Here is a 25,895-nt window from a genome sequence, read left to right on the forward strand (position 1 = left end):
GTTTAACAATAAAAACAAGATTGATATTATTTACAAGCAATTTAAATCCAATCAATTTCAGATTTGAATGTCATTTTGATTGTTTGCAAATAAATATCCAATTAAATACCACTTAATTTTTCACAAATGAAAATCCTCAATGGAATATAAATTGCTGCATTGCAGCAATCGTATGATCAAGCGGGGTGGTCGCTACCTGTTGCGGAGCGCGCAAAAGACTTGAGCGCCTGAGGCAGGCGCTCAATGTAGCGGAATCCGACGCTGGCGCAGGGGGCGCCAGCGGGCTAGGAGCTTAGGCCTGCCAGGCCGCGGGAACGGGAACGGCGAGCGGGGCCGCGGCGTTGGACGCTGCTGCTGCGCCGGCCGGCAGTTGGAAATGGCTGATGGCGCTTTGCAAGGCGGCGGCCATCTGCTCCACCTGGCTGGCGGCCTCGGCCGTTTGCGCGGCGGCGGTGCTGGTCTCCTCGGACATTTGCGCCACCTGCTCCACATTGGCCGCGATGTCGGCGCCGGCCTGCTGCTGCTCGTTCAGCGAGGCGGCGATGCCGGACAGCGATTGCTTGACGCGCGCCGCATTGCCGGCGATGCCGCCTATCGCCTCGCGGGCGCGCTCCGCCCGGACCAGCCCGGCCTCCATCTGGTCCACGGTGCCGTGGATGTTGTCCACCACGTGCTGGCTGCAATCCAGCATGTCGCGGATGCTGTCGCCGATCTCGGCGGTGGATTGCGAGGTGCGTTCGGACAGCTTGCGCACCTCGTCCGCCACCACGGCGAAACCGCGGCCCTGCTCGCCGGCGCGGGCGGCCTCGATGGCGGCGTTCAGCGCCAAGAGATTGGTCTGCTCCGCCACATCGCGTATCACCTGGATCACGCTGGCGATTTCCTGCGAGCGGCTGCCCAGCAGGTCCGCCTGTTCTTGCGAGGCGCGGGCCTGTCCGGCGACGCGGCTCATTGTCTGCAGCGTTTCGTCGATGATGGCTTCGCCGCGGCCGGCCAGCTCGCCGCTGGACACCGAATCCTTGGCCACGTCGGCGGTGTTGTCGCTGACCGAGCTGATGCTGACCGACAATTGCTCCACCGAGGCGGACATGGAGGAGGCCGCGCGGGTCTGCTCCTCCGCGCTGCTGGCCACCTGTTCCGAGGCGGCGGCCAGCTCCGCGGCGCTGTTGGACAGCCTCAGCGTGACGTCCTGCATATTGCGCAGCAGCTGGATCAGCGCGCTCTGCATCCTGGCCATGGAAGCGACGATGCTGCCCTGGTCGCCGCGCTTCACCGCCAGCTTCTGGCTCAAGTCGCCTTGGGCGATGCGGCCGGCCAGCGCGACGACGTCGCGCGGCTCGCCGCCCAGCTCCGCCAGCAGGCTGCGCACGATGGCTTGCGCCAGCAAGAGGCCCAGCAGCACGCCGGAGCCGATCAGGCCGATGTTGACCAGCCGGGCGGACGCGGCGTTTTTCTGCGCGTCGGCGAACTGCTCCGCCGCCACGCGCAGCTGCAAATCCACCAGCGCGTTGACGCGATTGGCCACGGGATCGATGGCCGGATACATCTGGGTATCGACATAGCTCTGCAACGCCGCTTCGTCGCCGCGCTGCACGATCTGCCGCAAAGCGTCGGCGCTGCGGTTGGCGGTGTCCATGGCCTGGTCCGCCTGGTCCGCCAGTTGCCTTTCCTCGGACGTCAGATAGGTGGAGCGATAGTCTCGCCACTGCCGCCGGATATCGGTCTGCGCCCGGTCCAGGTTAGCCAGGAAGGCGGCGGGCGCCAGGGCGTGGTTGCGCAGCTTGTGCGCGTTGTCGACGATGCCGTCGGCGTAGCCCTCGCCGACGATTTTCAGCTGTTTCAGGCACAGCACGCGGTCGTTGTAGGTGGTGGCGAAGGCGTTCAGTATCTCGTTCTGGGTGCGCAGGCCGTACAGGCCGACGAGGATGGGAACGGTCAGCAGGGCCAGCACCATGACGGCCAGGCGCTGGAAGATGGTGAGATGGCGGAACATGGCGGGCTCGCAGGAAAGGAATGGAGGCCGCGGCCTCCGATATTCTTGGGTTAGCAGCCGTCATATGCCGAAGCAATGCGTATGAATAGTTCTTGGTAGTCACACTTAAGTAATCGCCGTAGGCAGCCTGCTATCTATAAGCCCATGATTCCGCTATACTTCTGCGCCCGCCACTAGGCGCGAATAACCCTATTGCCAGCCCGGAACCGTCATGAGCCTGTTGCCGCACCAAGTCGAACTGCTGTCCCCCGCCAAAACCGCCGAAATCGGCCGCGAAGCCATCCTGCACGGCGCGGACGCGGTGTACATAGGCGGGCCGTCGTTCGGCGCGCGCCACAACGCCTGCAATAGCGTGCAAGACATCGCCGGCCTGGTTGAATTCGCCCATCGCTACCACGCGCGCATCTTCGCCACGCTGAACACCATCCTGCACGACGCGGAGCTGGACGCCGCGCGCAAGCTGATCTGGCAGCTGTACGACGCCGGCGTGGACGCGCTGATCATCCAGGATATGGGCATCCTGCAGATGGACCTGCCGCCCATCCAGCTGCACGCGTCCACCCAGTGCGACATCCGCGACGAGGACAAGGCGCGCTTCCTGTCCGACTCCGGCTTCAGCCAGATCGTGCTGGCGCGCGAGCTGACCATTCCGCAGATCAAGAAGATAGCCGACCGCGTGGCGGACAGCGCGACCATCGAATACTTCATCCACGGCGCGCTGTGCGTGGCCTTCTCCGGCCAGTGCTACATCAGCCACGCCGACAACGGCCGCAGCGCCAACCGAGGCGACTGCTCCCAGGCCTGTAGGCTGCCGTACACGCTGACCGATGAAACGGGCGGCGTGGTGGCCTTCGACAAGCATTTGCTGTCCATGAAGGACAACAACCAGAGCGCCAATCTGGAAGCGCTGCTGGACGCCGGCGTGCGGTCTTTGAAGATAGAGGGCCGCTACAAGGACGTGTCCTACGTCAAGAACATCACCGCCCACTACCGCCTGCTGCTGGACGAAATCTTCGAGCGCCGCCCGGAACTGGCGCCGGCCGCCAGCGGCACGAGCGAAGTCTTCTTCACGCCGGACCCGGACAAGACCTTCCACCGCGGCGCGACCGACTACTTCGCCACCGGCCGCAAGCAGGACATCGGCGCCTTCGATTCGCCCAAGTTCGTCGGCGTCGGCCTGGGCGTGGTGCACAAGGTGGGCGACGGCTGGTTGGAGATCGCCACCAGCGAACAGATGTCCAACGGCGACGGCATCAACTTCATGAAAAAGCGCGAAGTGGTGGGCATGCAGCTCAACACCGTCAAGCAGGTGGGCAAGGCCGATGGCGGGCTGCTGGTATGGCGCTGCGAGCCTAACGATCCGGCCGCGCTGGCCGGCTTGAAACCAGGCGTCGACATCAGCCGCAACCGCGACCACGCCTGGGAGCTGGCGCTGCTGAAAAAATCGGCCGAGCGCCGCGTCGGCGTATGGGGCACGCTGTCCGAAACCGCCTCCGGCCTGGAACTGACGTATGCCGACGCCGATGGCTGCAGCGCCAGCGCCAGCGTGGATTTGGCGCTGGAGCCGGCCAAAGACGCCGCCCGCGCGGAACAAAGCCTGCGCGACGCCGCCGCCAAGCTCGGCAACACCATGTTCCAGGCGCACGACGTGTCGCTGAGCCTGTCCCAGCCGTGGTTCGTGCCGGCTTCGGTCATCAACGGCCTGCGTCGCGAGGCGGTGGAAAAACTGGAAGCGGCCCGCGCCGCCGCCTGGGCCCGCCCCGAGCGCAAAGCCGCCGTCGAGCCGCCGGTTCTCTTCCCGCAGAAAGAGCTCAGCTATCTCGCCAACGTCTACAACGCGCTGGCCTGGGACTTCTACAAGCAGCATGGCGTGGAAGTGATAGAGCCGGCCTACGAGGCGCACCAGGAAGAGGGCGAGGTCAGCCTGATGATCACCAAGCACTGCCTGCGCTTCTCCTACAATCTGTGCCCCAAGCAGGCCAAGGGCGTGAAGGGCGTGATGGGCCAGGTGCGCGCCGATCCGATGATCCTGAAGTCCGGCGACGAAACCTATACCTTGAAGTTCGAATGCCGGCCCTGCGAGATGCACGTGATGGGCAAGATGAAGAAGCACATCCTGAAATCCCCGCCGCCGAGCGAAATCCCCGCTTCCGCGCCGATCACCTTCTTCAAGCAGCGGCCGCAATAATCGGCCCGGCCTCCCGGCTGGCGGCAAGACACAGGCAAACCATGGCGGTTTGCCTTTTTTACGCCCAGAGGCTGTTCCGGCGATGACATTTCAATTTGCGTTGCGTAATGGCATGCTGAAAATAGCGCGCTATCGAGCGGCGCCCCGCGTACAGAGGGAGGCGAGATGGACAGAGACGATAGGCGGAGGAAGCGTGTGGACTCGCAGCGGCGCCAGTGCCGGCATCCGGAGCGAAGATGGACGTGATCTTGAAGCCCGCGGGGCTGGCGGATGCGCAAACCTTGCATCGCATGCAGGTGGAGGCATTCCTGCCGCTGCTGCTGAAATACCAAGACCATGACATCAGCCCGGCCTGCGAGAGTCAGGCGCGGCTGACGGAAAAGCTGCGGCAGCCAGACGCTGTCTTTTATCTGATCGAGCGGGAGGGCCGGACCGTAGGCGCCATGCGGGTGGTCGAACAGGCCGAGAGCGGATGCTGCCGCATCAGTCCCATTTTCATCCTGCCGGCTTTTCAAGGCCAAGGCATCGCGCAGGCCGCCATGCGGCAAGCGGAGCGTTTGCATCGTCCCAGCCATGGCTGGCGGCTGGACACCATTCTGGAAGAGCGCGGGAATTGCCATCTTTATGAAAAGCTTGGTTATGCGCGAATGGGACCGGCCAGGGCCATCCAGCCGGGCATGCATTTGATTTCATATGGGAAAATGAGGTAATTCATTTCGCATTCTTTTAAATTCTTTTGTCATTAATATTCGTAATGTTCTATTAAATTCTTTGCCGTTATCTGTTAATGGAAATTACATGGCATGAGGTGGCCAGGCATGGGCAAGCTTGGATGGATAGGCATGGCGGGCGGATGGCTGATGGCGGCATCGAGCGTGTTGGCCGGCCCTGAGCAGCCGGAATACCAGTGCGGCCAGCAATATCGCACCACGCAAGATATCTCTGATTGTTTGGGCAAGGTGGTGGATAACTTGGAGCTTGAGCTGACGCGCTATCTGGAGGCGGCGCAGCGGCGGATTGACCGGGAAAATGACAAAAAGCCCGATCTGCAAGGCGAGCAGGCGGCTTGGCGGCAATGCGTGAGCGCCCATTGCGGCGATGCTTACGATTACTGGCGCGACGGCTCCATTCCTTACATCGAGGCGCCTTTATGCTCCATCCGACTGGCCCGTGAGCGCACGCATCATATCTGGGAGGCGTTTCTCACGTATCCGGACTCCACGCCGCCCCTCCTGCCGGAGCCTCAGCTCTGAGCGCCACAGGCTGTCGCCAGCTTGCCACGGAACCTAAGCTAACGCAGCCATGTCCATAAGATTTTGATAATCTTATCAAATAGGGAAAGAATGAAAATAATAGCCGCTCTGCATGGCCTGCTGATGATATCGACCGCCTTGCTGACGTTGTGGTCGCCCATTGCGAATGCTTGTACCCGCGCCTTGTGGAATACCAACCAACAGGCCGTGGTGGCCAGCCGCTCCATGGATTGGTCCGAGTCCACCCAGCCCCGGCTGATGATCCTGCCGCGCGGCATGGAGAGAGACGGCGGCAAGCTGGGGCCGGCTGCCGTGGTGAAGGAGAATCCGGCGCGTTGGACATCCAAATATGGCAGCGTGGTGACCTCGGCCTATGGCGTGGGCGCGGTGGATGGCATGAACGAAAAGGGCCTGGCCATGCACCTGTTGTTCCTCACCGCCACCGACTACGGCGCGCGCGAGCCGGGCAAGCAGGGCGTGCAGGCAGGGCTGTGGGGCCAGTACCTGCTGGACCAGGCGGCCACGGTGAGTGAGGCGCTGCAGGCGATGAAAGCCATCCAGCCGGTGATGGTGGAGTACGCCGGCTTCAAGTCTTCGCTGCATCTGGCGATAGAAGACGCCAGCGGCGATTCGGCGTTGATCCAGTACATAGACGGCAAGCCGCATGTCTATCATGGCCGGGAATTCCGCGTGCTGACCAATGATCCGCCGTACGAGCGGCAGCTGGCGGAGCTGAAGAAGCGAGACTTCGCCCAGGCCACGCGCGAGACGCCGCTGCCGGGCAACGTCAATCCGGTGGACCGCTTCATCCGCGCCAATTATTTCCTCGATACGCTGCGCGAGCCGCAAAGCCAGCGCCAGGCGGTGGCGTCCATCCTGTCCATCGCGCGCAATGTCTCGGTGCCGTTCAACGCGCCTTACAAGACGCCGGGCTCCACCTATGACACCGAATACCGCACGGTGGCGGACCTCTCCAGCAAGCAGTATTTCTTCGAACTGGCCAGCAGTCCCAATCTGCTGCGGGTGGATCTGGCCAAGATAGATTTCCAGGCCGAACAGGCGGCGCGCATCCTGAATCCGGATCAGGAAGACCTGACCGGTGAAGTCAACGACCGCTTCCAGCCCATGGCCAAGGCGCTGTTCTGAATCCTCAACCGGGCATGGTAATGTGATTTACCGATCTGGCAGGCCGGACCCCGCGCTCTCGCAGAGCGCCGCCCGTGTGTTTTCAAATGGGGGAATTGATGCGCGCGCAAGAATTGCAGACCTATCTGCACGAACATATCCCGCTGTCCCGCGCCATGGAGGCGTCGGTTCTGACGCTGGATCCAGACGGCGTCACGCTGGGCGCGCCGCTGGCGCCCAATATCAACCACCGCGCCACGGTGTTTGGCGGCAGCGCCTCGGCGCTGGCCATTCTGGCGGCGTGGTCCTTGCTGCATACACGTTTGCGGGATCAGGGACTGAGCGCCACGCTGGTGATACAGCGCAACAGCATGGAGTACGAAAAGCCCATCGCCGGCGCGTTCACCGCCCGCTCCGCGTTGGCTGATCCGGACGATTGGCCGCGCTTCGTGAACATGCTGGCGCGCAAGGGCAGGGCGCGCATCGCGGTGACGGCGCAATTGCGCTGCGAGGGTGTTGCGGCGGGGCGGTTGATGGGGGAATTCGTCGCGCTGACGGGCTAGCAGCGTCCTTTCTTGGCCTGGCCCGGCGGGCAGGAGCGGCCCTTGTCGTGATGATGGCGGTGGCGGCGCGGTTTACGGGTATCGCGCGATTCGGGACGGGATACCGTTTGACGATTGTAATCGTGGCCTATGGCCGCGCCGGTGGCGCCGCCGACTGCTCCGCCTAGTATGGCGCCGTTGCGGCCGCCCACCGCCTCGCCCATCGCCGCGCCGGCCGCGCCTCCCAAGGCGCCGCCGACGATGGTGGAAGTGGAAGCCTGGGCGGCGGGGGCTGCGGCCAGGACCAGAGTGAGGGCGATGATGAATCTCGACATGCTTCGATTTCCTGCGATGACTGTGGATGGCCGCGCCGGGCGGCCTGTTGGTTTGCGCTTCCCGCGAGGCGGCGAAGGGCTTATGGTTGAACTTCGAGTAGACATGCCGCGAGTGGTTCCATGCGTGAATTGACCCTTTTCAAGCTGATTTGCATAATGATCGAACTTTCCTGATGCGGTATGCGCCATGCCCAATCTGAATTCCCGCTGTCCCGGCGCAGCCTGGCCGGATTATCAAGGCGGCGGCCTGCTGAATTTGATGCAGACGCTGAGCTGGGAGCTGGGCGGGCCGGATCTGGGTTATCCGCCGTTGGCGTCTGGCGCGCTGGCCGGCATTGGCCGCCATCGCCATGTCTGCCTGTTGCTGATAGACGGGCTGGGCGCGGCGCAGCTGCGGCGGCTGGGGCCGGAAAGCCGATTGCGGCTGCTGCAGCGGGCCACGCTGAGCAGCGTGTTCCCGCCCACCACCACGGCGGCGGTGACCACGGTGCTGACCGGGCGGCCGCCGGCCGCCCATGGACTGATAGGCTGGCACCAGCTGCACGGCGAGGAAATCATCGCGCCGCTGCCGCTCTATGTGCGCCATCCGGCGGGCAGCGCCAGCACGCCGCGGCGGCTGGCCGATTCGCTGTTCGCCGCGCCGCCGCTGTTCGAGCATTTTTCACGGCCGGCTTTCCTGATGCTGCCCGAAGACATCTGCGATTCGCCCTGCAGCCGCCATCACGCCGGCAGCAGCCTGCGGCTGCCGTACCGCGACTCCGAAGACGCCTTCGTCCAGCTGACGGCGCGGCTCAACTCGCCGGCGCCGGCCTTCCATTATCTCTATCTGCGGCAACTGGACGCGTTGATGCATGAGCTGGGGCCGGAGGACGAGGCGGCGGAGCGCCTGCTGGCGGAACTGGACAATGACGTGGGCAGGCTGCTGCAGGCGGCCAAGCAGAACGACGCGGCGGTGATCGCGATCGCCGATCACGGCTTCACCGCCGCGCCGGCCGCGCAATGGGTGGACGTGGATGCCTATCCGGAATTGTATGGCCTGCTGGCGCGGCCCTTGTCCGGCGAGACGCGGATGACGTATTGCCATGTCAAGCCGGGCTGCGCGGCGCGGTTTCTTGAGCTGGCTCGGGAGCGGCTGGGCCACGCCTGCTGGGCGGAGCCGAGCGCGGCCCTGCTCGAAGCCGGCGTGTTCGGGCCGGGGCCGGCGCATCCGGATCTGGCGCGGCGCTGCGGCGATGTGACGCTGATCGCCAAGCCGGGCTGGAACCTGCGCGATACCCTGGCCGGCGAGCGCAAGTTCCAGGAGGCCGGCATGCATGCCGGCGTGCATCCGGATGAAATGGAAATTCCTTTGAGCGTCTACCGGCCCTGAGGCGGCGCGTCTATTTTGCTAGGAGATGGGCGTGGGAAACGGGCATGGCGATTGAGACGGAACGGCTGTTGCTGCGGCAATGGCGGGACAGCGACCTGGCGCCGCTGACCGAAATGAACCGGGACCCGCAGGTGATGCGCTACTTTCCAGACCTGCTGACGCCGGAACAGAGCCGGGAGGCTTGGGAGAGGATGCGCGGCTGGATAGACGAGCACGGTTGGGGATTGTGGGCCGTGGAGGAGATCGCCTCCGGCGGCTTCATCGGCCTGGTTGGGCTGGCGGTGCCGCGCGTGGCTCTGCCCTTCATGCCCTGCGTGGAAGTGGGTTGGCGCTTGCGGCCGCAGGCCTGGGGCCGCGGCTATGCCAGCGAAGCGGCGAAGCGCGCGCTGGCCTTGGCCTTTGACGAGCTGGCGCGGGACGAGGTGGTGTCGTTCACGTCCTTGCTGAATCTGCCGTCGCAGCGGGTGATGCGGCGCATCGGCATGCGCGACGCGGGCCGCGATTTCGATCATCCTTCGGTGCCGGAGGGCCATCCGCTGCGCCGGCACGGTCTGTATTCATTGAAGGCGACAGAGTGGCGGGACGGCAGAGGGTGGGCGCTTGCCTCCTGATTATGCCAATGATATCTTTCTGCGCCGTTTGTCTGGAGAATGACATGAGGCAGCGCATCGCCGCCGGCGTGATCGTGGAACGAGCAGGCAAGATCTTGATGGTGCGGCACCGCAAGCCGGGCGCTTATGACTTCTGGGTGGCGCCGGGCGGCGGCGCGATTGAAGACGAGGCGCTGGCCGACGCCGCGGCGCGCGAGGCCTGGGAGGAGTGCGGCCTGCGCGTGCGGATAGGCCCGCTGCTGTATATCGAGGAATTCGCGAGCCCGGAAACCCGCGAATGCAAGTTCTGGTTCGCCGGCGAGCTGTTGGGCGGCGTGATCGATTGCAGCGCCGAGGAGGCCGCGCGCGAGCACATCGTCGAGGCGGCCTGGCTGGCGCGCGAAGATTTCTCCGGCAAAACGGTGTTTCCGCCCATGCTGCTGGACGATTACTGGCGAGACCGCGAGCGCGGCGTCGCCGCGCCGCGCCGCGCCGCGTTACGTCGGCTTGCGGCAGATGGATTTCTACTGAGCCGCGTCCCCATTCTTTTGTTCTCATATTGGATTAGCTATGTTTGCTTTGATCGTGACTTTGCGCGCGAAGGATGCGCGGGACGCGCCGGCCGTGGCCGCCGCCTTGGCGCGGATGCGGCCGCTATGCCTGGCCGAGCCCGGCTGTCTGCTGTGGGAGGCTTACCATTCCCAGAGCAATGCGGAGCAGTTCGTGCTGGTGGAGCATTGGCAGAGCCGAGAGCACTGGGAGGCGCACGGCCAGTTGGAAGCGATCCAGACTATCTATTTGCCGGAAGTGCTGCCGCGCGTCGAGCGCGCCGCGCATCCGAGCGACATGCTGGGGAGGGAGGCGTGACCTTGGATCATCCCCTGCTGCTGCAGGCTTATTCGCAGTTGTTGATCCAGCTGGAAGAGCTGCCGGTCTTCCTGCGCAAGACGCTGGCCGGCTTGCCGGCGGAGGCGTGGGGGCGGTTGCCGGCCGAGGACGGCTCGCCGCTGCTGGAGCATGTCTGGCATGTGCATGACTGCGAGACCGACCTCTACGGCATGCGCATCCGCCGCGTGCTGAGCGAGGAGCGTCCCTTGCTGCCGCCGATGTCGGTTTCCGGCTGGCCGGCGGAGCGCGCCTACCATCTGCGCGACGGGGAGGCCGGAATCGCCGCTTTTGCCGCGCAGCGCGCCGAGCTGCTGGCGCAGCTGAAGCGGGTGGAGCCGGCGCAACTGGGCCGCGCCGGCGTGCGCGGCGACGGCACCGAAGTCAATCTGCTGGGCCTGGTGGAACAATTGGCCGAACACGACCGCGATCACCGCTGGCGCGTGGCCGCCATACTGCGCGGCTATGCCGGCTTATAAGGCGCCTGGACGCGTGCTGATCGTCGGCGGCAGCGGCGCCGGCAAAAGCACCTTGGCGAGGCAGCTGTCCACGCGCTTGCAACTGCCGGCGGTGGAGCTGGACGCCTGGTTCTGGGGGCCGGGCTGGAGACGGCAGGACGGCTTCGAGGCCAGGGTGGCGGCCTTGGCGCAGGACGAGCGCTGGCTGGCGGAGGGTTGCTACGGCGCCGCGCTGCGCCTGCTGCTGCCTCGCGCCGATCTGGTGATCTGGCTCGACTATCCGCGCGGCCTGATGGCTTGGCGCATCGCGCGGCGCAGCCTGCGGCGGGCGTGGCGGAGAGAGGCGCTGGCCAACGGCAACCGCGAAACCTTGCGCGGCACGCTGTTTTCCAAAGATTCCCTGCTGCTGTGGGCCTGGCGCAGCCATGACAAGCGCCGGGCCGAGATGGCCGCCCTGCGCGCCGCGCATCCGCATGCCGCCTGGCAAGTCTTGAGCGGCCCGGCGCAAACCGCGCGCTGGCTGGGCGCCATCTTGCCTGCCTGAGCCATCATCCGTAGAATGCGCGCTTTCCCGCGATGGGAAAGCGTTGCGTATTCAATGTGTTAAGGATGAGCCGTGGCCGACATCAACCGCCTGGAAACCTGGATCAAATATAAGAACGGCCTGTGTGGCGACTGCATGGCGTCCTGTTGCACCATGCCGGTGGAAGTGAAGCTGCCGGATCTGGTGCGCATTGGCGTGGTGGACGAGTTCGAGCTGGAAGAGCCGATCAAGAACATCGCCAAGCGGCTGGAAAAGCAGCGCGTGATCCAGCACTTCAATTTCAAGAACAGCCTGTTCACGCTAGCGCAGCGCGCCAACGGCGATTGCCTGTACCTGGACGCGCAGACCCGCCGTTGCACCCTTTACGAGCGCCGTCCCAATACCTGCCGCAACCATCCCAAAATCGGCCCCAAGCCCGGCTTCTGCGCCTACACCCGGGATAGCCGCCCGCGCTCGAAGTGATTCATTTATCATGGCCGGCTGCCGTGTTTGTCGGAGCCGACATGTCCAAACAACTGATACGCCGTTACTGGGACTGCGCCAATGCGCGGGACTGGGACGGTTTCGCCGCCACCCTGCATCCCGAGGTGGAATACCGGGTGCCGCAGACGCGCGAGCGCATTCGCGGCATCGCTGACTACGTGGCTTTCAATGCCGGCTATCCGGGCGACTGGACGCTGGAAGTCGTCCGCTTGCTGACGGATGGCGACGAGGCGGTCAGCGAGATCGCGTTCCACGTGGAACAACAGACCCTGAACGGCATTTGTTTCTTTACTATTCAGGACGGTCTGATCCGGCGCATAGACGATTGGTGGCCGGAACCGTATGAGGCGCCGCCGCGTGCGGTGGCGACGGAACGATATTGAGAAAGGCGCGACGATGCAGGCTATCTATCCCTTGCTGGCGTTTTTGATAGGCGTGGTGGTGCCGCTGCAGGCGGCGGTGAACAATCAATTGCGCCAGCTGATAGGCGGCAGCACGCTGCTGGCGGCCCTGGTGTCGTTCAGCGTGGGCTGTTTGACGCTGGCGCTGCTCAGCGTGGCCACTGGCCAGCGTTGGCAGAGCCTGGCGGCGTTGAGCCGGGTGGAGTGGTGGATGCTGCTGGGCGGCGTGCTCGGCGCCGGCTTCGTGTTCGGCACCACGCTGTTGGCGCCGCGGCTAGGCGTGGCCACCATGGTGTCGCTGATCATCGCCGGCCAGGTGTTCACCTCGCTGCTGTTCGACCGTTTCGGCTGGCTGGCGATGCCGCTGCGCGACTTGAGCGCGGCGCGGCTGCTGGGCGCGCTGCTGGTGGCGGCGGGCGTGCTGCTGGTGAATTTCGGCGACCGCTGGTTCGGCCGCTAGCCCCGCCGGGAGGCGGAGCCAGCATTCAACGCGCGGGTTGGGCGGGGACGTCGCTGGGTTTGGTCGGCTGATTCAGTTCGTGCAGCGAGAGCGGCACGCTGGGCAGCACTACGGTGCTGTCGAAGGGGCGGGTGTTGGCGTCCTGGGCCTGGGCCAGGCCGGCGGCCAGCAACAGGCCGGCCAGCAGTGGGGCGCATCGTTTCATGGCGCACTCCTCTAAGGATTGAATGGATGGCGGCGGCCCATCCGGTCCAGTCTCGCCGGCGAGCCTGTTTCCAGTATTAGGCCCGTCGGCGGCTCGCCGCGGCGCGGATTGATTGCCTTTTGTTTCGGCAATCCAAATGCATGATCAATATGCGTATTTTACTTGATCGATATGGCATGGCTCACCAGCGCGGCGGCGGAGGCGGGTAGGCGCGCGCCGGTCTTTGGCCGGGCAGCTGGTTGCCCTTGGCGTACATGCACTGCTGGTAGGAAATGTTGTAACGCGTCTGCGCGTCGTAGCCGGCATAGGCGCCATTGCCGCTTCCAGCAGCGGTGCCCGCCAGCATGCCCACCCCCGCGCCGACGCCGGCGCCTTGGTGATTGCCGCCTATCAGCGCGCCGGCCGCGGCGCCGACCACCGTGCCCAGCGCCATATTGCCGGCCATATTGGACGCGGCGGCCTGCTTGTTGTCGGTGCCCAGGCTGGCGGCGGCGTAGGCGCGGCATTGCTGCTCTTCTTGCGCGAACACTTCAAACGGTTTGCCCGGCGCCGGCATCACCGCCACCGTGGGGCCGTCGGGCAGAGTGGCGCAGGCGGCCAGCAGCGGCGGCAGCGCCAGCAATAGAAGGCAAGGTGTTTTCATGATGATGCTCCCCATTTACTTCGGCGGCTGCGCCGGCACGGTTTTCCAGCCGCCCGGACATTCGCTGACGTAGGGGTAGTACTGTTTGGCGGCCTTGCAGTAGTACCAGACTTGAGCCGGCTCTTGCGGCGCGACGGCAACGGGCGGCGCGGCGGGCATAGTCGGCGCGACCGGGACCACGGGAACGGCCGGGACCATGGCTACGGCCGGCGGCGCGTACAGGCTGGGAGAGGGGTAGATCGGGGCGGCGTAGAAGTACCAAGCGCCGCCGGCCACCCACCACCAGCCTGTCCGGCCGTGGTAGTAGCCGTGGTGCCAGTAGCCGCCGCGCCAGATGTCCACGCTGACGCGCGGCGGCCCGCCGTGGTAGTGGTGGTAGGCCTCTGCCGGCGCGGCGGCGGCCATGGCCAGCGCGGCTGCCAGCAGGGCGCCGCTCAAGCGGAGATAGCCTTGCATGATGAACCTCGGTCAACGTTACTTTTGGGCGGGAGCGGCGCCGTCCGGCTTTTTGTGATGTTCCCACTTGCCGCGCGGGCCGTGCATATGGTCCATGATCTTTTGCTGCTCCGGCGTCAGCTGGGCGTAGAAGGCTTTCAGCGCGTCCAGATGCTTCTGCATCTCCGCCTGGCGGCGCTGCATCATGTCTTCCATCCGCTGCGGCGCGGTGGCCTTGTCGTCCATCGGCGGCTTGGCCATGCGCTCCGGCTTCATCGAGTCGGTGAAGGTTTTCCAGGCGGCCTCCTGCTGCGGCTGGATCTTCAGCTTGTCGTGCAGCATTTGCATATGCTTGGCCATCATCGCTTCGCGCTTGGCCGGGTCCATCATCCGCATGCCATGTTCCGGCATGCCGGGCGCGGCGTTTTCGGCGTGGGCGGCGGCGCCGACGAATAACAGGCCGGCGACGAGCAGGGGTTTGAGCAACTGGTTCATGGCGTTCTCTTCCTCGGTGAAGTGATGGTGACTGCAGTATTGGATGCAATTGTCAGGAGAGTTTTATCCGCAAAATGCCGGATGTTCAGGACTATTAAGCCGCAATAACTCCTTGATACTTTGGGGGCCCGGCCAGTGTGCTGCGGTGCGGTAGGCTACAGTGAAAGCTGCTGAGCGAGAGGGAGAGCGGCATGGCTGAATCCGACAAGGCGGGGTGGTGGTCGTGGGGGCAGCAGTGGATGGACTACTGGGCGGACGCCGCCCAGCGCGGGCTGTTGTTCTGCGATGTGCTGCGCGAGCGCGGCGATACCTATCTGGAGCACGCCGCATCCGGCAATCCGCCGGTGCTGGTGTTTGATTACGACATCATCATGGATGGCCGCGAATTGCCGCAGCCAGTCAATTACGCGCTGGCGGCGATCCGTCCGCCGGCCAACTCGCCGCCCACGGACCCGGAGCTGCGGCCCTTCGTGGTGATAGACCCGCGGGCCGGCCACGGTCCCGGCATCGGCGGCTTCAAGATGGACAGCGAGATCGGCATTGCCTTGCGCCAGGGCCATCCCTGTTACTTCGTGATGTTCTTTCCGGTGCCGGAGCCGGAGCAAACCATAGAGTGCGTGTGGCGGGCGGAGAGGGCCTTCCTGCGCAAGGTGCGCGAACTGCATGCGGGCAATGCCGGCAAGCCCTTTGTCATCGGCAACTGCCAGGGCGGCTGGGCCCTGGCCATGGTGGCGGCGTCGGCGCCGGAGGATGTCGGCCCCATTCTGCTCGCCGGCTCGCCCCTGTCCTACTGGGCCGGCGTGGCCGGCAAGAACCCGATGCGCTACCAGGGCGGCCTGCTGGGCGGCACCTGGCTGGCCTCGCTGACCGGCGATCTCGGCCATGGCCAGTTCGACGGCGCGCACCTGGTTTCCAACTTCGAGCAGCTGGACCCAGCCAACACGTATTGGAAAAAGGGCTACCACCTGTACGCCAATGTAGACCAGGAGCGCGGGCGCTTTCTGGAGTTCGAGCGCTGGTGGGGCGGCCATTACTTGCTGAACAAAGAGGAGATGGAGTGGATCAGCCAGAACCTGTTCGTCGGCAACCGGCTGAGCCGCAGCGAGGTGTATCTGGACGATGGCGCGGTGCGCATAGACCTCAGGCAAATCCGTTCGCCCATCATCGTGTTCGCGTCCTGGGGCGACAACATCACGCCGCCGCAGCAGGCGCTGTACTGGATCGCCGACCTCTACAACAACGTGGAGGACATCCGCAGCAACGAGCAGACCATAGTCTATTGCCTGCATGAGCAGATCGGCCACCTCGGCATCTTTGTCTCCGCCGGCGTCGCCAACAAGGAGCACAGCGAGCTGGCCAGCGCGCTGGACTTGATAGACGTGCTGCCGCCCGGACTGTACGAGGCGGTGATCCTGGATACCTATCCGGAAACGCCGGGCCTGCAATATCTGCAAGGCCGCTACGTCATCCGTTTTGAGCCGCGCGAGCTTGACGACATCCTGGCGCTGGGCGATGGCCGCGACGGCGAACGCGCCTTCCAGGTGGTGAAGCGGGTGGCGGAGATGAACCAGCAGCTGTACGACAGCTTCGTTTCGCCGTGGCTGAAGGCCTGCACCACGCCGTGGACGGCGCATTTGCTGCGCGAATCCCATCCCTCGCGCGTGGAGCGGCGCTGGTTCTCCAGCCGCAATCCCTGGCTGAGCGGCCTGCCGGAGTGGGCGGCCAAGGCCCGCGAAGCGCGGCGGCCCGTCGGCGAGGGCAATCTGTTCTGGCAGTGGCAGCAGACGGTGTCCGACTGGACCGCCAGCGTGCTGGACGGCTATCGCAGCCAGCGCGACGCGTTGAAGGAAATGACCTTCCGCGCGGTTTACGACGCGCCGCTGACCGCGGCCCTGGTGGGCCTGCATCCCAAGCGCACCTTGGTGCGCGGCTATCACGCGGGCTGGGAGCGCGACGAAATGCTGCGGCTGAAGAAGTTCGAGCTGGAGCAGCATTACTCCGAGGGCGGCGCGGTGGACGGCTTCTTGCGGCTGCTGATCTATGTCGCGATCGGCAACGGCGTGGTGGACGTGCGGCCGTTCAACGCGATACGGCGCGTGATGCAGGATACCGGCCTGGGCGAAGAGCTGACGCTGGAGGCGTTCAAGCAGGTGGTGCGGCGCCAGACCTGGCTGGTGCGCAACGACGAGAAGCGGGCGCTGGCCACGGTCAAGGACCTGCTGCCCACCGACCAGCAGCGCGAGATGGCGCTGGAGCTGGTGATGCTGCTGCTGTCGGCGGCCGGCCCCATCAGCGTGGACAAGCAGCAACGGCTGGGCCGCATGGCGCTGGCCATGGGCGTGTCCGGCTCGCGGCCGGAGGGCGCGCTGGCGGCATCCACGCTGCTGCAGCCCGAGCCGGCGAAGAAGCCGCGGGCCAGCCGCAGCCGCAAGTCCACCGCCGCCAAGTGACTTGGCCGGACCGCGCCGCGGGCTTACACTCGCGGCTTTGTTTTCGACAGGACGCGCGCATGAAGACGCAGACGAATAATCCGACTCACGGCGTCACGCTGGAAATGATGCTGAATCAATTGCAGGCGCATTATGGCTGGGAAGGCCTGGCGGACCGGATCGACATCCGCTGCTTCCGCCATGATCCCAGCATCAAGTCCAGCCTGGCGTTCCTGCGCCGCACGCCGTGGGCGCGCGCCAAGGTGGAGGAGTTGTTCGTCGAGATGCAGTCGCGGCCGGCGGACGCCAGGCCGCGGCTGTTCGCCAAAAAGCATTGAACGGCCATCAAGGAGGGAATATGGAAGTGGAAATCAGCGTGGAGGCGGAAAAGAAGCGCCTGAACAGCCTGGTGGCGATGACGGTGGTGCTGTTGTCGGTGCTGATGGGCCTGGGCAAGCTGAAAGACGACAATATCGTGCAGACGCGGCAATTGCAGAAAGCGGACGCGGCCGACGCCTGGGCCGAATACCAGTCCAAAAAGATCAAGCTGCATCTGACCGAGGCCGGCTTGCGCCAGGCTGAGATGTTGGCCCTGGCCAACCCCGGCCGCGCGGACGCCTTGCTGCCGCAGCAGAACCAGCTCAAGCATGAGCTGCTGCGTTATCAGCAGGAGAGCCAGGCCTTGCAGCGCAAGGCGGAATCCAAGGAGCGGGGCATGGAGTCGCTGAACGCGCGGCACGACCTGTTCGACATCAGCGACGCGGCGCTGTCCATCGCGGTGGCGTGCGCGGCTGTGGCGGCGCTGTCGGCCAATCTGCTGCCCCTGTTCGCCGCCTGGGCCTTCGGCGGCGTCGGCGTCCTGTTCTGGCTGGCCGGTTTCGCCGGCTGGAACCTGCGCATCGAATGGCTGGTGGCGCTGCTGGGCTGATGGCAAGCCCCTGGCATGGCCGGGGTTGCAATGCGCATGATTTTGGCCCAGGCTGGGCGGGTTTGCGGTGAATCCCATCCTTTGCGAGGAGTCATGAGATGAAACTGTATTACTCGTCCGGCGCTTGTTCGCTGGCTTCCCATATCGCGCTGAGCGCCAGCGGCCTGCCGTTCACCCTCGAAAAGGTGAATCTGCGCGCCAACCCGCATACCACCGCCGACGGTGTAGACTACGCCGCCATCAATCCCAAGGGCTATGTGCCGGCCTTGCGGCTGGACAATGGTGAGTTGCTGACCGAGGGCGCGGCCATCCTGCAATACATCGCCGACCAAGCACCGGAAAAGCAGCTGGCGCCGGCCAATGGCACGCTGGAGCGCTATCGCCTGCAAGAGTGGCTGAACTTCATCGCCACCGAGGTCCACAAGAACTTTTCGCCTATGTTCTTCGGCAAGACCGAGGAGGTCAAGGACGATGCCTGGGCGCGTTTGCAGCCGCGCTTGGCGCTATTGCAGCAGCGTTTGGAAGCCTCGCCTTATCTATTGGGCGAGCCGTTCAGCGTGGCCGACGCCTATTTGTTCACCTGCCTGTGCTGGACGCAATACGTACAACGCTCGTTGGCGGACTATCCCGCGCTGCTGGCCTTCCAGAAGCGCGTGGCGGAGTTGCCGGCGGTGCAGCAGGCGCTGAAGGCGGAAGACCTGATCTGAAGCGCTGATTTGCGCGGCGCATGATGCCCGGTTTTGCCGGGCATTTTTGTTGCCGGCGCGCAGCGCTTTGATGTTCCACGTGAAACCGGAAGAGACAGTATGGATGACAAGACTTTGCTTGATACCAGCGGCCTGACCGCCGCGCTGCAGCGCTTCGCCGACGAGCGGGATTGGAACCGCCACCATTCGCCGCGCAACCTGATGTTGGCCCTGGTCGGCGAGGTGGGCGAGCTGGCTGAGATCTTCCAGTGGCTGGACGACGACGCGGCGATGCGGCTGCGCGACGATCCGGCCCGCTTTACCCATTTGCAAGAGGAAATCGCCGACGTGCTGCTGTATCTGACCCGGTTGGCGATGGTGACCGGCGTGGATTTGAATCAGGCGGTTCGGGACAAGATGGTCAAGAACGCGATCAAATACCCGGTGCCGTGAGCGCTGCGCTATAGTGCCGAGGTGGCACCGGCGGCAAGGAAGCGGTAGATGAGCGCGACAGAGCAGCAACTGCAGTATCTGCGACAACTGATAGACGACGCCGGGCGCATCGCGGTGCTGACCGGGGCCGGCATGAGCACAGAGTCCGGCATTCCGGATTTCCGTTCCGCCGACGGCCTGTGGTCGCGCGACATGAGCCTGGCCGACGCGGTTTCCGTGGACTACTTCCGCCGCGAGCCGATTGCCTTCTGGCAGGCGTTTCGCGACATCTTCCGCATCAAGCTGGTGGGCGGCTACTCGCCCAACGACGGCCACCGCTACCTGGCGGCGCTGGAGGCGGCAGGCAAGGAAGTGACCATCCTCACCCAGAACATAGACGGTCTGCATGGCCGCGCCGGCAACCAGCGCGTGCTCGAGCTGCACGGCACGCTGCTCTCCGCCAGCTGCCCCGCTTGCGAGACGCCGCATGCGCTGGACTATGTGCAACAACACGAGGTGCCGCCCTGCCGCCGTTGCGGCGCGGTATTGAAGCCGGACGTGGTGTTGTACGGCGAGGCGGTGCCGCTGATCGACGTCGCGTTCGAGGCGGCGCTGAACGCGGACCTGCTGTTGGTGATGGGTTCTTCGCTGGAAGTGTCCCCGGTCAACCTGATTCCGGTGGAGGCCATCCGCGCCGGCATTCCGTGCGCGTTGATCAATTACACGCCCACCCGTTTCGACGCTTTGTTCGATCTCTGCGTCCACGCCGGCATCGGCGAAACCTGCCGCCGGCTGGCTGGCTGAATCCCGCTTGCATGGTTGTTCTGCCGCGGCGGCGGTGTGCGGCGGCCGGCTGCGCAGGGGGCTGGCCGGCTGGGACACGCCGGGCCGGCCGGTTTACCTGCTGTATCCGAAAAAGACGCCGCAGCCGGCGAAGAGCCGCGCGCTGATAGGTTGCATCGACGGCTGGCTCGCCGCCTGCGGCGCGAGCGGAAGCGGTCTTATTGCGACGGCGGGAAGGCGCCGTCGTCCTGGCAGTTTTCCACTTTCAGATCATCCGGGCTGCTGTTGGGCACATAAACCTGGTTGACCGGCGACGGCGGGTAGTCCGGGTCCGGCGCGCAAGCGGCGCTCTGGCCGGTGCCCACCGCCACCTGAACGCCCGGCTTCAACTGGCAGCGCACCACGTGGTTGAGCTGGCTCCACGACGGGCAGATGGCGTTGTCGGCGCGGTATTGCGCCACCGGGCCCTGCGGCTGGCTGAACGACCACCAGCGGCCCATCTGCGAATTGGGCCGGGCATTGTCCCAAACCCGGTAGACGACGACGGCGGCGGCATTGGCGTCCTGCTGGTAGACCGCGCCTTCGCACAGTCCGCCCTTGCCGGACGCGCCCAGCGCCTGGGTCAGCAGCGCGGCGTTTTGCGCGGCGCTCATGCCGGGGGGCGGCGGCATGACGCTGCCTATGCAGCCGGACGCGGCCATCTTGGCTGGCGGGTTGCTGGCGCAGGCGGCGAGGATGAGGGACAGTGAAGCCAGGATCAGACGGGTAGGGCGCATGGCGGGTCTCCGACGGCGGCGTTAGTGGGCTTGTTCCTGCTTGAGTTGCTCCATCAGCGTTTGTATGCGCGGATGCAGATTGGCCTTCATGTCTTGCATCAGGATGGGCATGATGCTGCTGGTGGACTGCGGCGCCAGAGCCAGTTGCTTCTGGCCGACCGGCGATTGGTAGAACGCGGCGATCTGGCGGATTTCATCGGCGGTGAAGTTGGTTTCATAGAAGCTAGCGATGTTGTCGAGCATGAGCCGGCGCAGCCGCGGCGAGGAGAAGTAGCCCGCCATTTCCTGTTGTATCTTGTCGAAGGCGGCCTGCGCTTGTTGCTTGCAGTCCGGCTTCGGGCCGCAGCCTTCGCGGTCTAGGTCGTTTTTGAATTGCTGCGCCAGCATCTGTCTCATTTGCGCCTGCATCTGGTCCAGGGTTTGATCGAAGCGCAGGGCGTCCAGCATTTGTTGTACGGCTTGATGGCGGGCGGCGTCCGCGGCGTGGCAGGGCGCGGCGGCGGCGCAGAAGAGAACGGCGCCGGCGAGGAGGGTCTTCAATTTCATGCCATGCTTTCTGAATGTGAAAATGACGCGCCATGCATGTTTGGCATGGCGCTTAGCTAGTAATATGCCAAAAAAATAGCGCCGGCAAGCCGGCGCTCAACACTGTGGAAATTTATGCGGTTCAGGCCACGGCGGACTTGGCGGCTGGTTTGCCTGCCGCGGCGGGCTTGCCCAGCAGCTCGGATTGGCGCGATTTGGCCTGCCGGTAATTGGCCAGCTTGATGTGGCCGAAGCCGCGCACGCCTTCCCAGGTCTTGATCCACTCTACCGCCTGCGGCAGATCGGCCAGGCTCAGCTTGGCCAGCACGGCGGGCAGCTCGCGCTCGAATTCGGCGATCAGCTGCCGCTCCAGCTTGCGGTCTTCCTGCAGCGCGAACGGGTCGAGGGCGGAGCCGCGCAGGAAGCGCAGCTTGGCCAGCAGCTTCATCGCCGGCATCAGCCAGGCGCCGATGGCGATCTTGCGCGGCTTGCCGCCGGTGAGCCAGGCCACGCCGATGTGGAAGCGCAGCTTGTAGTCGCCTTCGAACTGGGCGGCCACTTCGCGCTCGAACTCGCCGTCGCTGTACAGCCGCGCCACTTCGTACTCGTCCTTGTAGGCCAGCAGGTGGTAGTAGACGCGCGCCGCGGCCAGGGTCAGCGCCGTGCTGCCCGGGTTGATCGCTTCCTCGGCCTGCTTCACCTGTTGCACCAGCGCCTTGTAGCGTTCGGCCAGCGCTTCGTTCTGGTAGGCGGCCAGCAGGGTAGAGCGGTGATGGACCACGCCCTCCGGCGTTTCGCGCGGCACGAAAGCGACTACGGCGCTCGGCGTCACCAAGGCCTCTACTCGGGCTTGGTCGTGCGCCGCGTGGCGGCCCCAGCTGAAAGCGTCCTGGTTGAACTTGACTGCGGCGCCGTTCAGCCGCACCGCTTCCATGATGGCTTCCAGCGAAACCGGCACCAGGCCCTTTTGCCAGGCGTAGCCGAGCATGAACATATTGCTGGCGATGGCGTCGCCCATCAGCGCGGTGGCCAGCTTGTTGGCGTTCACCTCGTTGAAGCGGCCGGCGCCGACGGATTCGACGATGGCGTCCTTCATGGCCTTGGCCGGGAAGCGCAGGTCCGGGTTCTTCAGGAAGCCGCTGGTCGGCGATTCATAGTTGTTGACGATGACGTGGCTGAAGCCCTCGCGCATCTTGGCCAGCGCTTCCTCGGCGGCGGTCACCACCAGGTCGCAGCCCAGCACCAGGTTAGCGTCGCCGGCGGCGATGCGCACCGCGTGCAGTTTTTCCTGGCTGTCGGCGATGCGCACGTGCGACCACACCGAGCCGCCCTTTTGCGCCAGGCCCGCCATGTCCAGCACGGTCACGCCCTTGTTGTCGAGGTAAGCCGCCATGCCCAGCACCTGGCCGATGGTGACCACGCCGGTGCCGCCGACGCCGGTGACCATGATGCCGAACGGCTCGTGCAGGGACGGAATCTTCGGCTCCGGCAGGGCCGGCATCTTGGCCAGGTCGGCGCTGGCGCCGGCCGGCTTCTTCAGCTTGCCGCCTTCCACCGTGACGAAACTGGGGCAGAAGCCCTCGACACAGGAGTAATCCTTGTTGCAGCTGGATTGGTCGATCTTGCGCTTGCGCCCCAGCGGCGTTTCCTGCGGCAGCACCGACAGGCAGCCGGACTTCTTGCTGCAGTCGCCGCAGCCTTCGCACACGCGCTCGTTGATGAAGGCGCGCTTGGCCGGGTCGGGGAACTCGCCGCGCTTGCGGCGGCGGCGTTTTTCCGCGGCGCAGGTCTGGTCGTGGATCAGGATGGTCACGCCCTCGGTCTCGCGCAGCTCTCGCTGCACGCGGTCCAGCTCGCGGCGATGGAACACGTCTATGCCGGAGGCCAGGCCCTGGACGTTCTGGTACTTGTCCGGATCGTCGCTGGTGATCACGATGCGCTTGACGCCTTCCGCCGCCAGCTGGCGCGTCATCATCGGCACGTCCAGGTAGCCGTCCACGTGCTGGCCGCCGGTCATGGCCACCGCGTCGTTGTACAGGATCTTGTAGGTGATGTTGACTTTGCCGGCCACCGCGGCGCGGATGGCCAGGATGCCGGAGTGGAAGTAGGTGCCGTCGCCCAGGTTGGTGAAGATGTGCTTGGTGGTGGTGAACGGCGCCTGGCCCAGCCAGGTGATGCCCTCGCCGCCCATCTGGGTGAAGGTCTTGGTGTTTTCCGGCGTGATCCAGTGCGCCATGTAGTGGCAACCGATGCCGGCCACGGCGCGGCTGCCTTCCGGCAGCTTGGTGGAGGTGTTGTGCGGGCAGCCGGAGCAGTAATGCGGCACGCGGGCGATGGATTCGCGCGGCTGCACCAGCTGCGCTTCCTTATCGTCGTAGAACTTCAGCCTGTCGTGGATGACCGGGCTGTCGTAGATCAGCGCCAGCCGGCTGGCGATGGCGCGAGCGATCATGGCCGGGGTCAGCTCGCCGGCGGCCGGCAGCAGCCAGTCGCCATGCGGCAGCGCCCATTCGCCCTTTTCGGCGAACTTGCCCACCACGCGCGGGCGCACGTCGTCGCGCCAGTTGTACAGCTGTTCCTTCAGCTGGTATTCGATGATCTGGCGCTTTTCTTCGATGACCAGGATTTCCTCCAGGCCCTCGGCGAAGTGGCGCACGCCTTCCGGCTCCAGCGGCCACACCATGCCCACCTTGAAGATGCGCAGGCCGATTTCGGCCGCCTGCGCCTCGCTGATGCCGAGGTCGTCCAGCGCCTGCATCACGTCTAGGTAGCTCTTGCCGCAGGTGATGATGCCAAGGCGCGGCTTGGGCGAATCCAGCATCACGCGGTTGAGCTTGTTTTCGCGGGCATAGGCCAGCGCGGCGTACAGGCGATGGTGCAGCACGCGCTTTTCCTGGGCCAGCGGGGTGTCCGGCCAGCGGATGTTCAGGCCGTCCTCGGGAATCGGGAAGTCCTTGGGAATCTTGAATTCGAAGCGTTCCGGCGAGATGTCGACGATGGCCGAGCTTTCCACGGTGTCGGTGATGGCCTTGATCGCCACCCAGCAGCCGGAGTAACGGCTCATCGCCCAGCCGTGCAGGCCCAGGTCCAGCACTTCCTGCACGCCGGACGGGGACAACACTGGGATCATGCTGGCGGCCAGGATGTGGTCGGACTGGTGCGGGAAGGTGGACGACTTGGCCGCGTGGTCGTCGCCGCAGACCAGCAGCACGCCGCCGTGCTTGCTGGTGCCGGCCACGTTGCCGTGCTTGATCACGTCGCCGGAGCGGTCCACGCCGGGGCCTTTGCCGTACCACATCGAGTAGACGCCGTCGTACTTGGCGCCTTCGAACATATTGACTTGCTGGGTGCCCCAGATGGCGGTGGCGGCCAGGTCTTCGTTGAGGCCGGGGTGGAACACCACCTTGTGGGCGTCCAGGTGCTTCTTGGCCTTCATCATGGTCTGGTCGACGTTGCCCAGAGGCGAGCCGCGGTAGCCGGTCACGTAGCCGGCGGTGTTCAGACCGGCGGCCTGGTCCAGTTGATTCTGCAGCATGGGCAGGCGCACCAGCGCCTGAATGCCTGTCATCAGTACCTGGCCGGTGGGGGCGGTGTATTTTTCTTCCAGGTCTGCATGGCGGATTGACATGGTTTCTCCTCCTGTCGTGCTCGCTTGTGGCGATCAGCCCTAGGGCGGCCTTGTGGGCGGCGTGTTCCGGGCGCGTGCTGCGCTGGCAAACGCGATCGGACACTTTATTTTTATACCGGGTGCCCTGGGTATGCGCGGCTGTCGCAGCTTAGAGTGTTCACCCTAATGCCGCCAGACTATAGTTTACGTTTACGTCAACGTCAAAGGGATCGCGCGCGGGGCGGTCCAGACTGCGGTTTATGTGCCAATGCAACAAAAAGCCTGTTAAGCGTTTGTAAACGCTGTGTGCAGGATTGGCCGGTTCAGCTGGCCGGGCAAAGCCAGTAAGCTGTGGGCTGGAGTATTGTTGTCGAGAGTCCCATGAACGTTTCTTCTTCCCGCGACGCCGGCCGCGGCGTGTTGTACACCGTCGGCGCGTTTGTCTGCTGGGGCCTGTTTCCCTTGTACTGGAAACCCCTGCACGCCATTCCCGCCTTGCAAATTCTATGCCACCGCATCGTGTGGTCGGCGCTGTTCGTCGCGCTGATCCTGACCGCGCTCGGCCAGTGGGGCGATGTGCGCGCCGCGCTGCGCCGCCCGCGCCAGTTGGGCGTCTTCGCCTTGTCGTCCAGCGTGCTGTCGCTGAACTGGCTGATCTATATCTGGGCAGTCAACGCCGGCCACGTGGTGGAGGGCAGCCTGGGCTATTTCATCAACCCATTGTTCAATGTGCTGCTGGGCCGGGTGTTTCTGGGCGAGCGGCTGAGCCGGCCGCAAAGCCTGGCGATAGGGGTGGCGGCGGCTGGCGTGGCCTGGCTGACTTTTAGCGCCGGCTCCTTGCCGTGGATCGCGCTGTCCCTGGCCGCCACCTTCGGCTTGTACGGCCTGCTGCGCAAGATGGCGCCGCTGCCGTCGTTGCCGGGCCTGGCGCTGGAAACCTTCCTGATGTCGCCGCTGGCGCTGGCCGCGCTGCTGTGGTTCGCCTGGCGCGGCGACGGCGCTTTCGGCCATCTGGGCTGGAACCGCGACCTGCTGCTGATGGGCGCCGGCGTGGTGACGGCGGTGCCGTTGTTGATGTTCGCCGCCGGCGCGCGCCGCCTGAAGCTGGCCACGGTGGGCGTGATTCAGTACATCGGACCGACCATTCAGCTGGCGCTGGGCGTATTGCTGTTCGGCGAGCCCTTCGGCGCGGATCGCGCCTTGGGCTTTTCGCTGATCTGGGCCGCGCTGCTGCTGTACTCCGCCGTCGGCTTGCGCGAGTTGTGGCGCGGAAGACGCGCCGCCGCGGTTTGAGTCCACGATTTCCCACCCACTGTGCCCCGCCT

At 65.0% G+C, this 25,895-nt stretch carries 29 protein-coding genes and 1 pseudogene; 21 read left to right on the forward strand and 9 right to left on the reverse strand.

Translation table 11 applies throughout. The features are described 5' to 3' along the window. Positions 1-292: 292 nt before the first annotated feature. Positions 293-1,993 (reverse strand): methyl-accepting chemotaxis protein, encoded by a 1,701-nt coding sequence (locus C2I19_RS02505; RefSeq protein WP_103901140.1) that lies wholly within the window; start codon positions 1,991-1,993, stop codon positions 293-295. Positions 1,994-2,204: 211 nt separating this feature from the next. Between C2I19_RS02505 and C2I19_RS02510 the strand changes: the two genes are divergently transcribed. From C2I19_RS02510 to C2I19_RS02530, 5 genes are all read left to right on the forward strand, one after another. After that, positions 2,205-4,181 carry a peptidase U32 family protein gene (locus C2I19_RS02510; RefSeq protein WP_103901141.1) on the forward strand — a complete coding sequence of 659 codons (1,977 nt, stop codon included), beginning with the start codon at positions 2,205-2,207 and terminating at the stop codon, positions 4,179-4,181. Between the two features lie 236 nt (positions 4,182-4,417). Then, positions 4,418-4,891, forward strand: a complete 474-nt coding sequence (locus C2I19_RS02515) for a GNAT family N-acetyltransferase (protein WP_103901142.1) — start codon at positions 4,418-4,420, stop codon at positions 4,889-4,891. A 108-nt stretch (positions 4,892-4,999) separates the two neighbouring features. Further along, on the forward strand, positions 5,000-5,434 hold the full coding sequence (locus C2I19_RS02520) for a lysozyme inhibitor LprI family protein (protein WP_158253618.1): 435 nt from the start codon (positions 5,000-5,002) through the stop codon (positions 5,432-5,434). A 90-nt stretch (positions 5,435-5,524) separates the two neighbouring features. Further along, a complete protein-coding gene (locus tag C2I19_RS02525; protein WP_103901144.1) occupies positions 5,525-6,580 on the forward strand; it encodes a linear amide C-N hydrolase in 1,056 nt (351 codons plus the stop codon). 98 nt (positions 6,581-6,678) lie between these two features. Continuing rightward, complete coding sequence (locus tag C2I19_RS02530) at positions 6,679-7,122, forward strand: YiiD C-terminal domain-containing protein (RefSeq protein WP_103901145.1); 444 nt, start codon at positions 6,679-6,681, stop codon at positions 7,120-7,122. Here the strand turns inward: C2I19_RS02530 and C2I19_RS02535 are convergent. Beyond that, entirely contained in the window at positions 7,119-7,436 is a 318-nt protein-coding gene (locus C2I19_RS02535; RefSeq protein WP_103901146.1) for a YMGG-like glycine zipper-containing protein, read from the reverse strand. The two genes, C2I19_RS02530 and C2I19_RS02535, sit on opposite strands and share 4 nt — an antisense overlap. Before the next feature lie 187 nt (positions 7,437-7,623). Here C2I19_RS02535 and C2I19_RS02540 point away from each other — a divergent pair, with 187 nt between their 5' ends. The 9 genes and pseudogenes from C2I19_RS02540 (at position 7,624) to C2I19_RS02570 (ending at position 12,626) form a co-directional block, all read left to right on the forward strand. Then, on the forward strand, positions 7,624-8,805 hold the full coding sequence (locus C2I19_RS02540) for an alkaline phosphatase family protein (protein WP_103901147.1): 1,182 nt from the start codon (positions 7,624-7,626) through the stop codon (positions 8,803-8,805). Positions 8,806-8,849: 44 nt separating this feature from the next. Continuing rightward, positions 8,850-9,416, forward strand: a complete 567-nt coding sequence (locus C2I19_RS02545) for a GNAT family N-acetyltransferase (protein ID WP_103901148.1) — start codon at positions 8,850-8,852, stop codon at positions 9,414-9,416. A gap of 44 nt (positions 9,417-9,460) precedes the next feature. Beyond that, positions 9,461-9,793 (forward strand): annotated as a pseudogene (locus C2I19_RS22850) (NUDIX domain-containing protein); the annotation flags it as partial. A 172-nt stretch (positions 9,794-9,965) separates the two neighbouring features. Then, positions 9,966-10,262 carry a putative quinol monooxygenase gene (locus tag C2I19_RS22390; RefSeq protein ID WP_233201076.1) on the forward strand — a complete coding sequence of 99 codons (297 nt, stop codon included), beginning with the start codon at positions 9,966-9,968 and terminating at the stop codon, positions 10,260-10,262. Between the two features lie 2 nt (positions 10,263-10,264). Continuing rightward, the gene (locus tag C2I19_RS22395) at positions 10,265-10,759 is read left to right on the forward strand and encodes a DinB family protein (protein WP_233201077.1); all 495 of its coding nucleotides are present in this window, start codon (positions 10,265-10,267) and stop codon (positions 10,757-10,759) included. A 13-nt stretch (positions 10,760-10,772) separates the two neighbouring features. Next, a complete protein-coding gene (locus C2I19_RS02555) occupies positions 10,773-11,282 on the forward strand; it encodes a P-loop NTPase family protein (RefSeq protein ID WP_146056730.1) in 510 nt (169 codons plus the stop codon). A 72-nt stretch (positions 11,283-11,354) separates the two neighbouring features. Next, positions 11,355-11,744, forward strand: coding sequence for a YkgJ family cysteine cluster protein (locus tag C2I19_RS02560; RefSeq protein ID WP_103901151.1), 390 nt, complete (start codon positions 11,355-11,357; stop codon positions 11,742-11,744). A 41-nt stretch (positions 11,745-11,785) separates the two neighbouring features. Then, the gene (locus C2I19_RS02565) at positions 11,786-12,148 is read left to right on the forward strand and encodes a nuclear transport factor 2 family protein (RefSeq protein ID WP_103901152.1); all 363 of its coding nucleotides are present in this window, start codon (positions 11,786-11,788) and stop codon (positions 12,146-12,148) included. A 13-nt stretch (positions 12,149-12,161) separates the two neighbouring features. After that, complete coding sequence (locus C2I19_RS02570; RefSeq protein WP_233201078.1) at positions 12,162-12,626, forward strand: DMT family transporter; 465 nt, start codon at positions 12,162-12,164, stop codon at positions 12,624-12,626. Between the two features lie 25 nt (positions 12,627-12,651). Here the strand turns inward: C2I19_RS02570 and C2I19_RS02575 are convergent, their stop codons facing one another. From C2I19_RS02575 to C2I19_RS02590, 4 genes are all read right to left on the reverse strand, one after another. Next, positions 12,652-12,831: a hypothetical protein gene (locus tag C2I19_RS02575; RefSeq protein WP_103901154.1), complete on the reverse strand. Its 180-nt coding sequence runs from the start codon at positions 12,829-12,831 to the stop codon at positions 12,652-12,654. Positions 12,832-13,012: 181 nt separating this feature from the next. Then, positions 13,013-13,474 (reverse strand): YMGG-like glycine zipper-containing protein, encoded by a 462-nt coding sequence (locus C2I19_RS02580; protein ID WP_103901252.1) that lies wholly within the window; start codon positions 13,472-13,474, stop codon positions 13,013-13,015. A 15-nt stretch (positions 13,475-13,489) separates the two neighbouring features. Beyond that, positions 13,490-13,930: a hypothetical protein gene (locus C2I19_RS02585; RefSeq protein WP_103901155.1), complete on the reverse strand. Its 441-nt coding sequence runs from the start codon at positions 13,928-13,930 to the stop codon at positions 13,490-13,492. A gap of 18 nt (positions 13,931-13,948) precedes the next feature. Continuing rightward, a complete protein-coding gene (locus C2I19_RS02590) occupies positions 13,949-14,404 on the reverse strand; it encodes a Spy/CpxP family protein refolding chaperone (RefSeq protein WP_103901156.1) in 456 nt (151 codons plus the stop codon). Positions 14,405-14,595: 191 nt separating this feature from the next. Here C2I19_RS02590 and C2I19_RS02595 point away from each other — a divergent pair, with 191 nt between their 5' ends. From C2I19_RS02595 to C2I19_RS02620, 6 genes are all read left to right on the forward strand, one after another. Beyond that, positions 14,596-16,854: a DUF3141 domain-containing protein gene (locus C2I19_RS02595; RefSeq protein WP_103901157.1), complete on the forward strand. Its 2,259-nt coding sequence runs from the start codon at positions 14,596-14,598 to the stop codon at positions 16,852-16,854. A gap of 59 nt (positions 16,855-16,913) precedes the next feature. Next, entirely contained in the window at positions 16,914-17,171 is a 258-nt protein-coding gene (locus C2I19_RS02600; RefSeq protein WP_103901158.1) for a VF530 family protein, read from the forward strand. A 20-nt stretch (positions 17,172-17,191) separates the two neighbouring features. Beyond that, on the forward strand, positions 17,192-17,761 hold the full coding sequence (locus C2I19_RS02605) for a DUF4337 domain-containing protein (protein ID WP_103901159.1): 570 nt from the start codon (positions 17,192-17,194) through the stop codon (positions 17,759-17,761). A gap of 98 nt (positions 17,762-17,859) precedes the next feature. Next, positions 17,860-18,468, forward strand: a complete 609-nt coding sequence (gene gstA, locus C2I19_RS02610) for a glutathione transferase GstA (protein ID WP_103901160.1) — start codon at positions 17,860-17,862, stop codon at positions 18,466-18,468. 99 nt (positions 18,469-18,567) lie between these two features. Continuing rightward, positions 18,568-18,900, forward strand: coding sequence for a nucleotide pyrophosphohydrolase (locus C2I19_RS02615; RefSeq protein ID WP_103901161.1), 333 nt, complete (start codon positions 18,568-18,570; stop codon positions 18,898-18,900). 48 nt (positions 18,901-18,948) lie between these two features. Further along, on the forward strand, positions 18,949-19,683 hold the full coding sequence (locus tag C2I19_RS02620; RefSeq protein ID WP_103901162.1) for an NAD-dependent protein deacylase: 735 nt from the start codon (positions 18,949-18,951) through the stop codon (positions 19,681-19,683). A 197-nt stretch (positions 19,684-19,880) separates the two neighbouring features. On the opposite strand, the gene C2I19_RS02625 is transcribed toward C2I19_RS02620, so the two are convergent. The 3 genes from C2I19_RS02625 to C2I19_RS02635 form a co-directional block, all read right to left on the reverse strand. Beyond that, on the reverse strand, positions 19,881-20,438 hold the full coding sequence (locus C2I19_RS02625) for a hypothetical protein (RefSeq protein WP_103901163.1): 558 nt from the start codon (positions 20,436-20,438) through the stop codon (positions 19,881-19,883). A gap of 21 nt (positions 20,439-20,459) precedes the next feature. Continuing rightward, positions 20,460-20,984: a DUF2059 domain-containing protein gene (locus C2I19_RS02630; RefSeq protein ID WP_103901164.1), complete on the reverse strand. Its 525-nt coding sequence runs from the start codon at positions 20,982-20,984 to the stop codon at positions 20,460-20,462. Positions 20,985-21,105: 121 nt separating this feature from the next. Then, complete coding sequence (locus tag C2I19_RS02635) at positions 21,106-24,591, reverse strand: indolepyruvate ferredoxin oxidoreductase family protein (RefSeq protein ID WP_103901165.1); 3,486 nt, start codon at positions 24,589-24,591, stop codon at positions 21,106-21,108. 360 nt (positions 24,592-24,951) lie between these two features. On the opposite strand from C2I19_RS02635, the gene rarD reads away from it, so the two are divergent. After that, positions 24,952-25,863 carry an EamA family transporter RarD gene (rarD, locus tag C2I19_RS02640; protein WP_103901166.1) on the forward strand — a complete coding sequence of 304 codons (912 nt, stop codon included), beginning with the start codon at positions 24,952-24,954 and terminating at the stop codon, positions 25,861-25,863. Positions 25,864-25,895: the final 32 nt, after the last annotated feature.

The sequence above is a fragment of the Chromobacterium alticapitis genome (assembly GCF_002924365.1).
Lineage (GTDB): Bacteria > Pseudomonadota > Gammaproteobacteria > Burkholderiales > Chromobacteriaceae > Chromobacterium > Chromobacterium alticapitis.

Bases quoted from the DNA above. Each gene is read 5' to 3' on its own strand.
- C2I19_RS02615 (WP_103901161.1), top strand. From the start codon at position 18,568: ATGGATGACAAGACTTTGCTTGATACCAGCGGCCTGACCGCCGCGCTG.
- C2I19_RS02595 (WP_103901157.1), top strand. From the start codon at position 14,596: ATGGCTGAATCCGACAAGGCGGGGTGGTGGTCGTGGGGGCAGCAGTGG.
- C2I19_RS02625 (WP_103901163.1), bottom strand. From the start codon at position 20,438: ATGCGCCCTACCCGTCTGATCCTGGCTTCACTGTCCCTCATCCTCGCC.
- C2I19_RS02545 (WP_103901148.1), top strand. From the start codon at position 8,850: ATGGCGATTGAGACGGAACGGCTGTTGCTGCGGCAATGGCGGGACAGC.
- C2I19_RS02530 (WP_103901145.1), top strand. From the start codon at position 6,679: ATGCGCGCGCAAGAATTGCAGACCTATCTGCACGAACATATCCCGCTG.
- C2I19_RS02540 (WP_103901147.1), top strand. From the start codon at position 7,624: ATGCCCAATCTGAATTCCCGCTGTCCCGGCGCAGCCTGGCCGGATTAT.
- C2I19_RS02590 (WP_103901156.1), bottom strand. From the start codon at position 14,404: ATGAACCAGTTGCTCAAACCCCTGCTCGTCGCCGGCCTGTTATTCGTC.
- C2I19_RS02565 (WP_103901152.1), top strand. From the start codon at position 11,786: ATGTCCAAACAACTGATACGCCGTTACTGGGACTGCGCCAATGCGCGG.
- C2I19_RS02505 (WP_103901140.1), bottom strand. From the start codon at position 1,993: ATGTTCCGCCATCTCACCATCTTCCAGCGCCTGGCCGTCATGGTGCTG.
- C2I19_RS02635 (WP_103901165.1), bottom strand. From the start codon at position 24,591: ATGTCAATCCGCCATGCAGACCTGGAAGAAAAATACACCGCCCCCACC.
- C2I19_RS02585 (WP_103901155.1), bottom strand. From the start codon at position 13,930: ATGCAAGGCTATCTCCGCTTGAGCGGCGCCCTGCTGGCAGCCGCGCTG.
- C2I19_RS02580 (WP_103901252.1), bottom strand. From the start codon at position 13,474: ATGAAAACACCTTGCCTTCTATTGCTGGCGCTGCCGCCGCTGCTGGCC.
- C2I19_RS02605 (WP_103901159.1), top strand. From the start codon at position 17,192: ATGGAAGTGGAAATCAGCGTGGAGGCGGAAAAGAAGCGCCTGAACAGC.
- C2I19_RS02520 (WP_158253618.1), top strand. From the start codon at position 5,000: ATGGGCAAGCTTGGATGGATAGGCATGGCGGGCGGATGGCTGATGGCG.
- C2I19_RS02510 (WP_103901141.1), top strand. From the start codon at position 2,205: ATGAGCCTGTTGCCGCACCAAGTCGAACTGCTGTCCCCCGCCAAAACC.
- C2I19_RS02575 (WP_103901154.1), bottom strand. From the start codon at position 12,831: ATGAAACGATGCGCCCCACTGCTGGCCGGCCTGTTGCTGGCCGCCGGC.
- rarD (WP_103901166.1), top strand. From the start codon at position 24,952: ATGAACGTTTCTTCTTCCCGCGACGCCGGCCGCGGCGTGTTGTACACC.
- C2I19_RS02525 (WP_103901144.1), top strand. From the start codon at position 5,525: ATGAAAATAATAGCCGCTCTGCATGGCCTGCTGATGATATCGACCGCC.
- C2I19_RS02515 (WP_103901142.1), top strand. From the start codon at position 4,418: ATGGACGTGATCTTGAAGCCCGCGGGGCTGGCGGATGCGCAAACCTTG.
- gstA (WP_103901160.1), top strand. From the start codon at position 17,860: ATGAAACTGTATTACTCGTCCGGCGCTTGTTCGCTGGCTTCCCATATC.
- C2I19_RS22390 (WP_233201076.1), top strand. From the start codon at position 9,966: ATGTTTGCTTTGATCGTGACTTTGCGCGCGAAGGATGCGCGGGACGCG.
- C2I19_RS02630 (WP_103901164.1), bottom strand. From the start codon at position 20,984: ATGAAATTGAAGACCCTCCTCGCCGGCGCCGTTCTCTTCTGCGCCGCC.
- C2I19_RS02570 (WP_233201078.1), top strand. From the start codon at position 12,162: ATGCAGGCTATCTATCCCTTGCTGGCGTTTTTGATAGGCGTGGTGGTG.
- C2I19_RS02620 (WP_103901162.1), top strand. From the start codon at position 18,949: ATGAGCGCGACAGAGCAGCAACTGCAGTATCTGCGACAACTGATAGAC.
- C2I19_RS02600 (WP_103901158.1), top strand. From the start codon at position 16,914: ATGAAGACGCAGACGAATAATCCGACTCACGGCGTCACGCTGGAAATG.
- C2I19_RS02535 (WP_103901146.1), bottom strand. From the start codon at position 7,436: ATGTCGAGATTCATCATCGCCCTCACTCTGGTCCTGGCCGCAGCCCCC.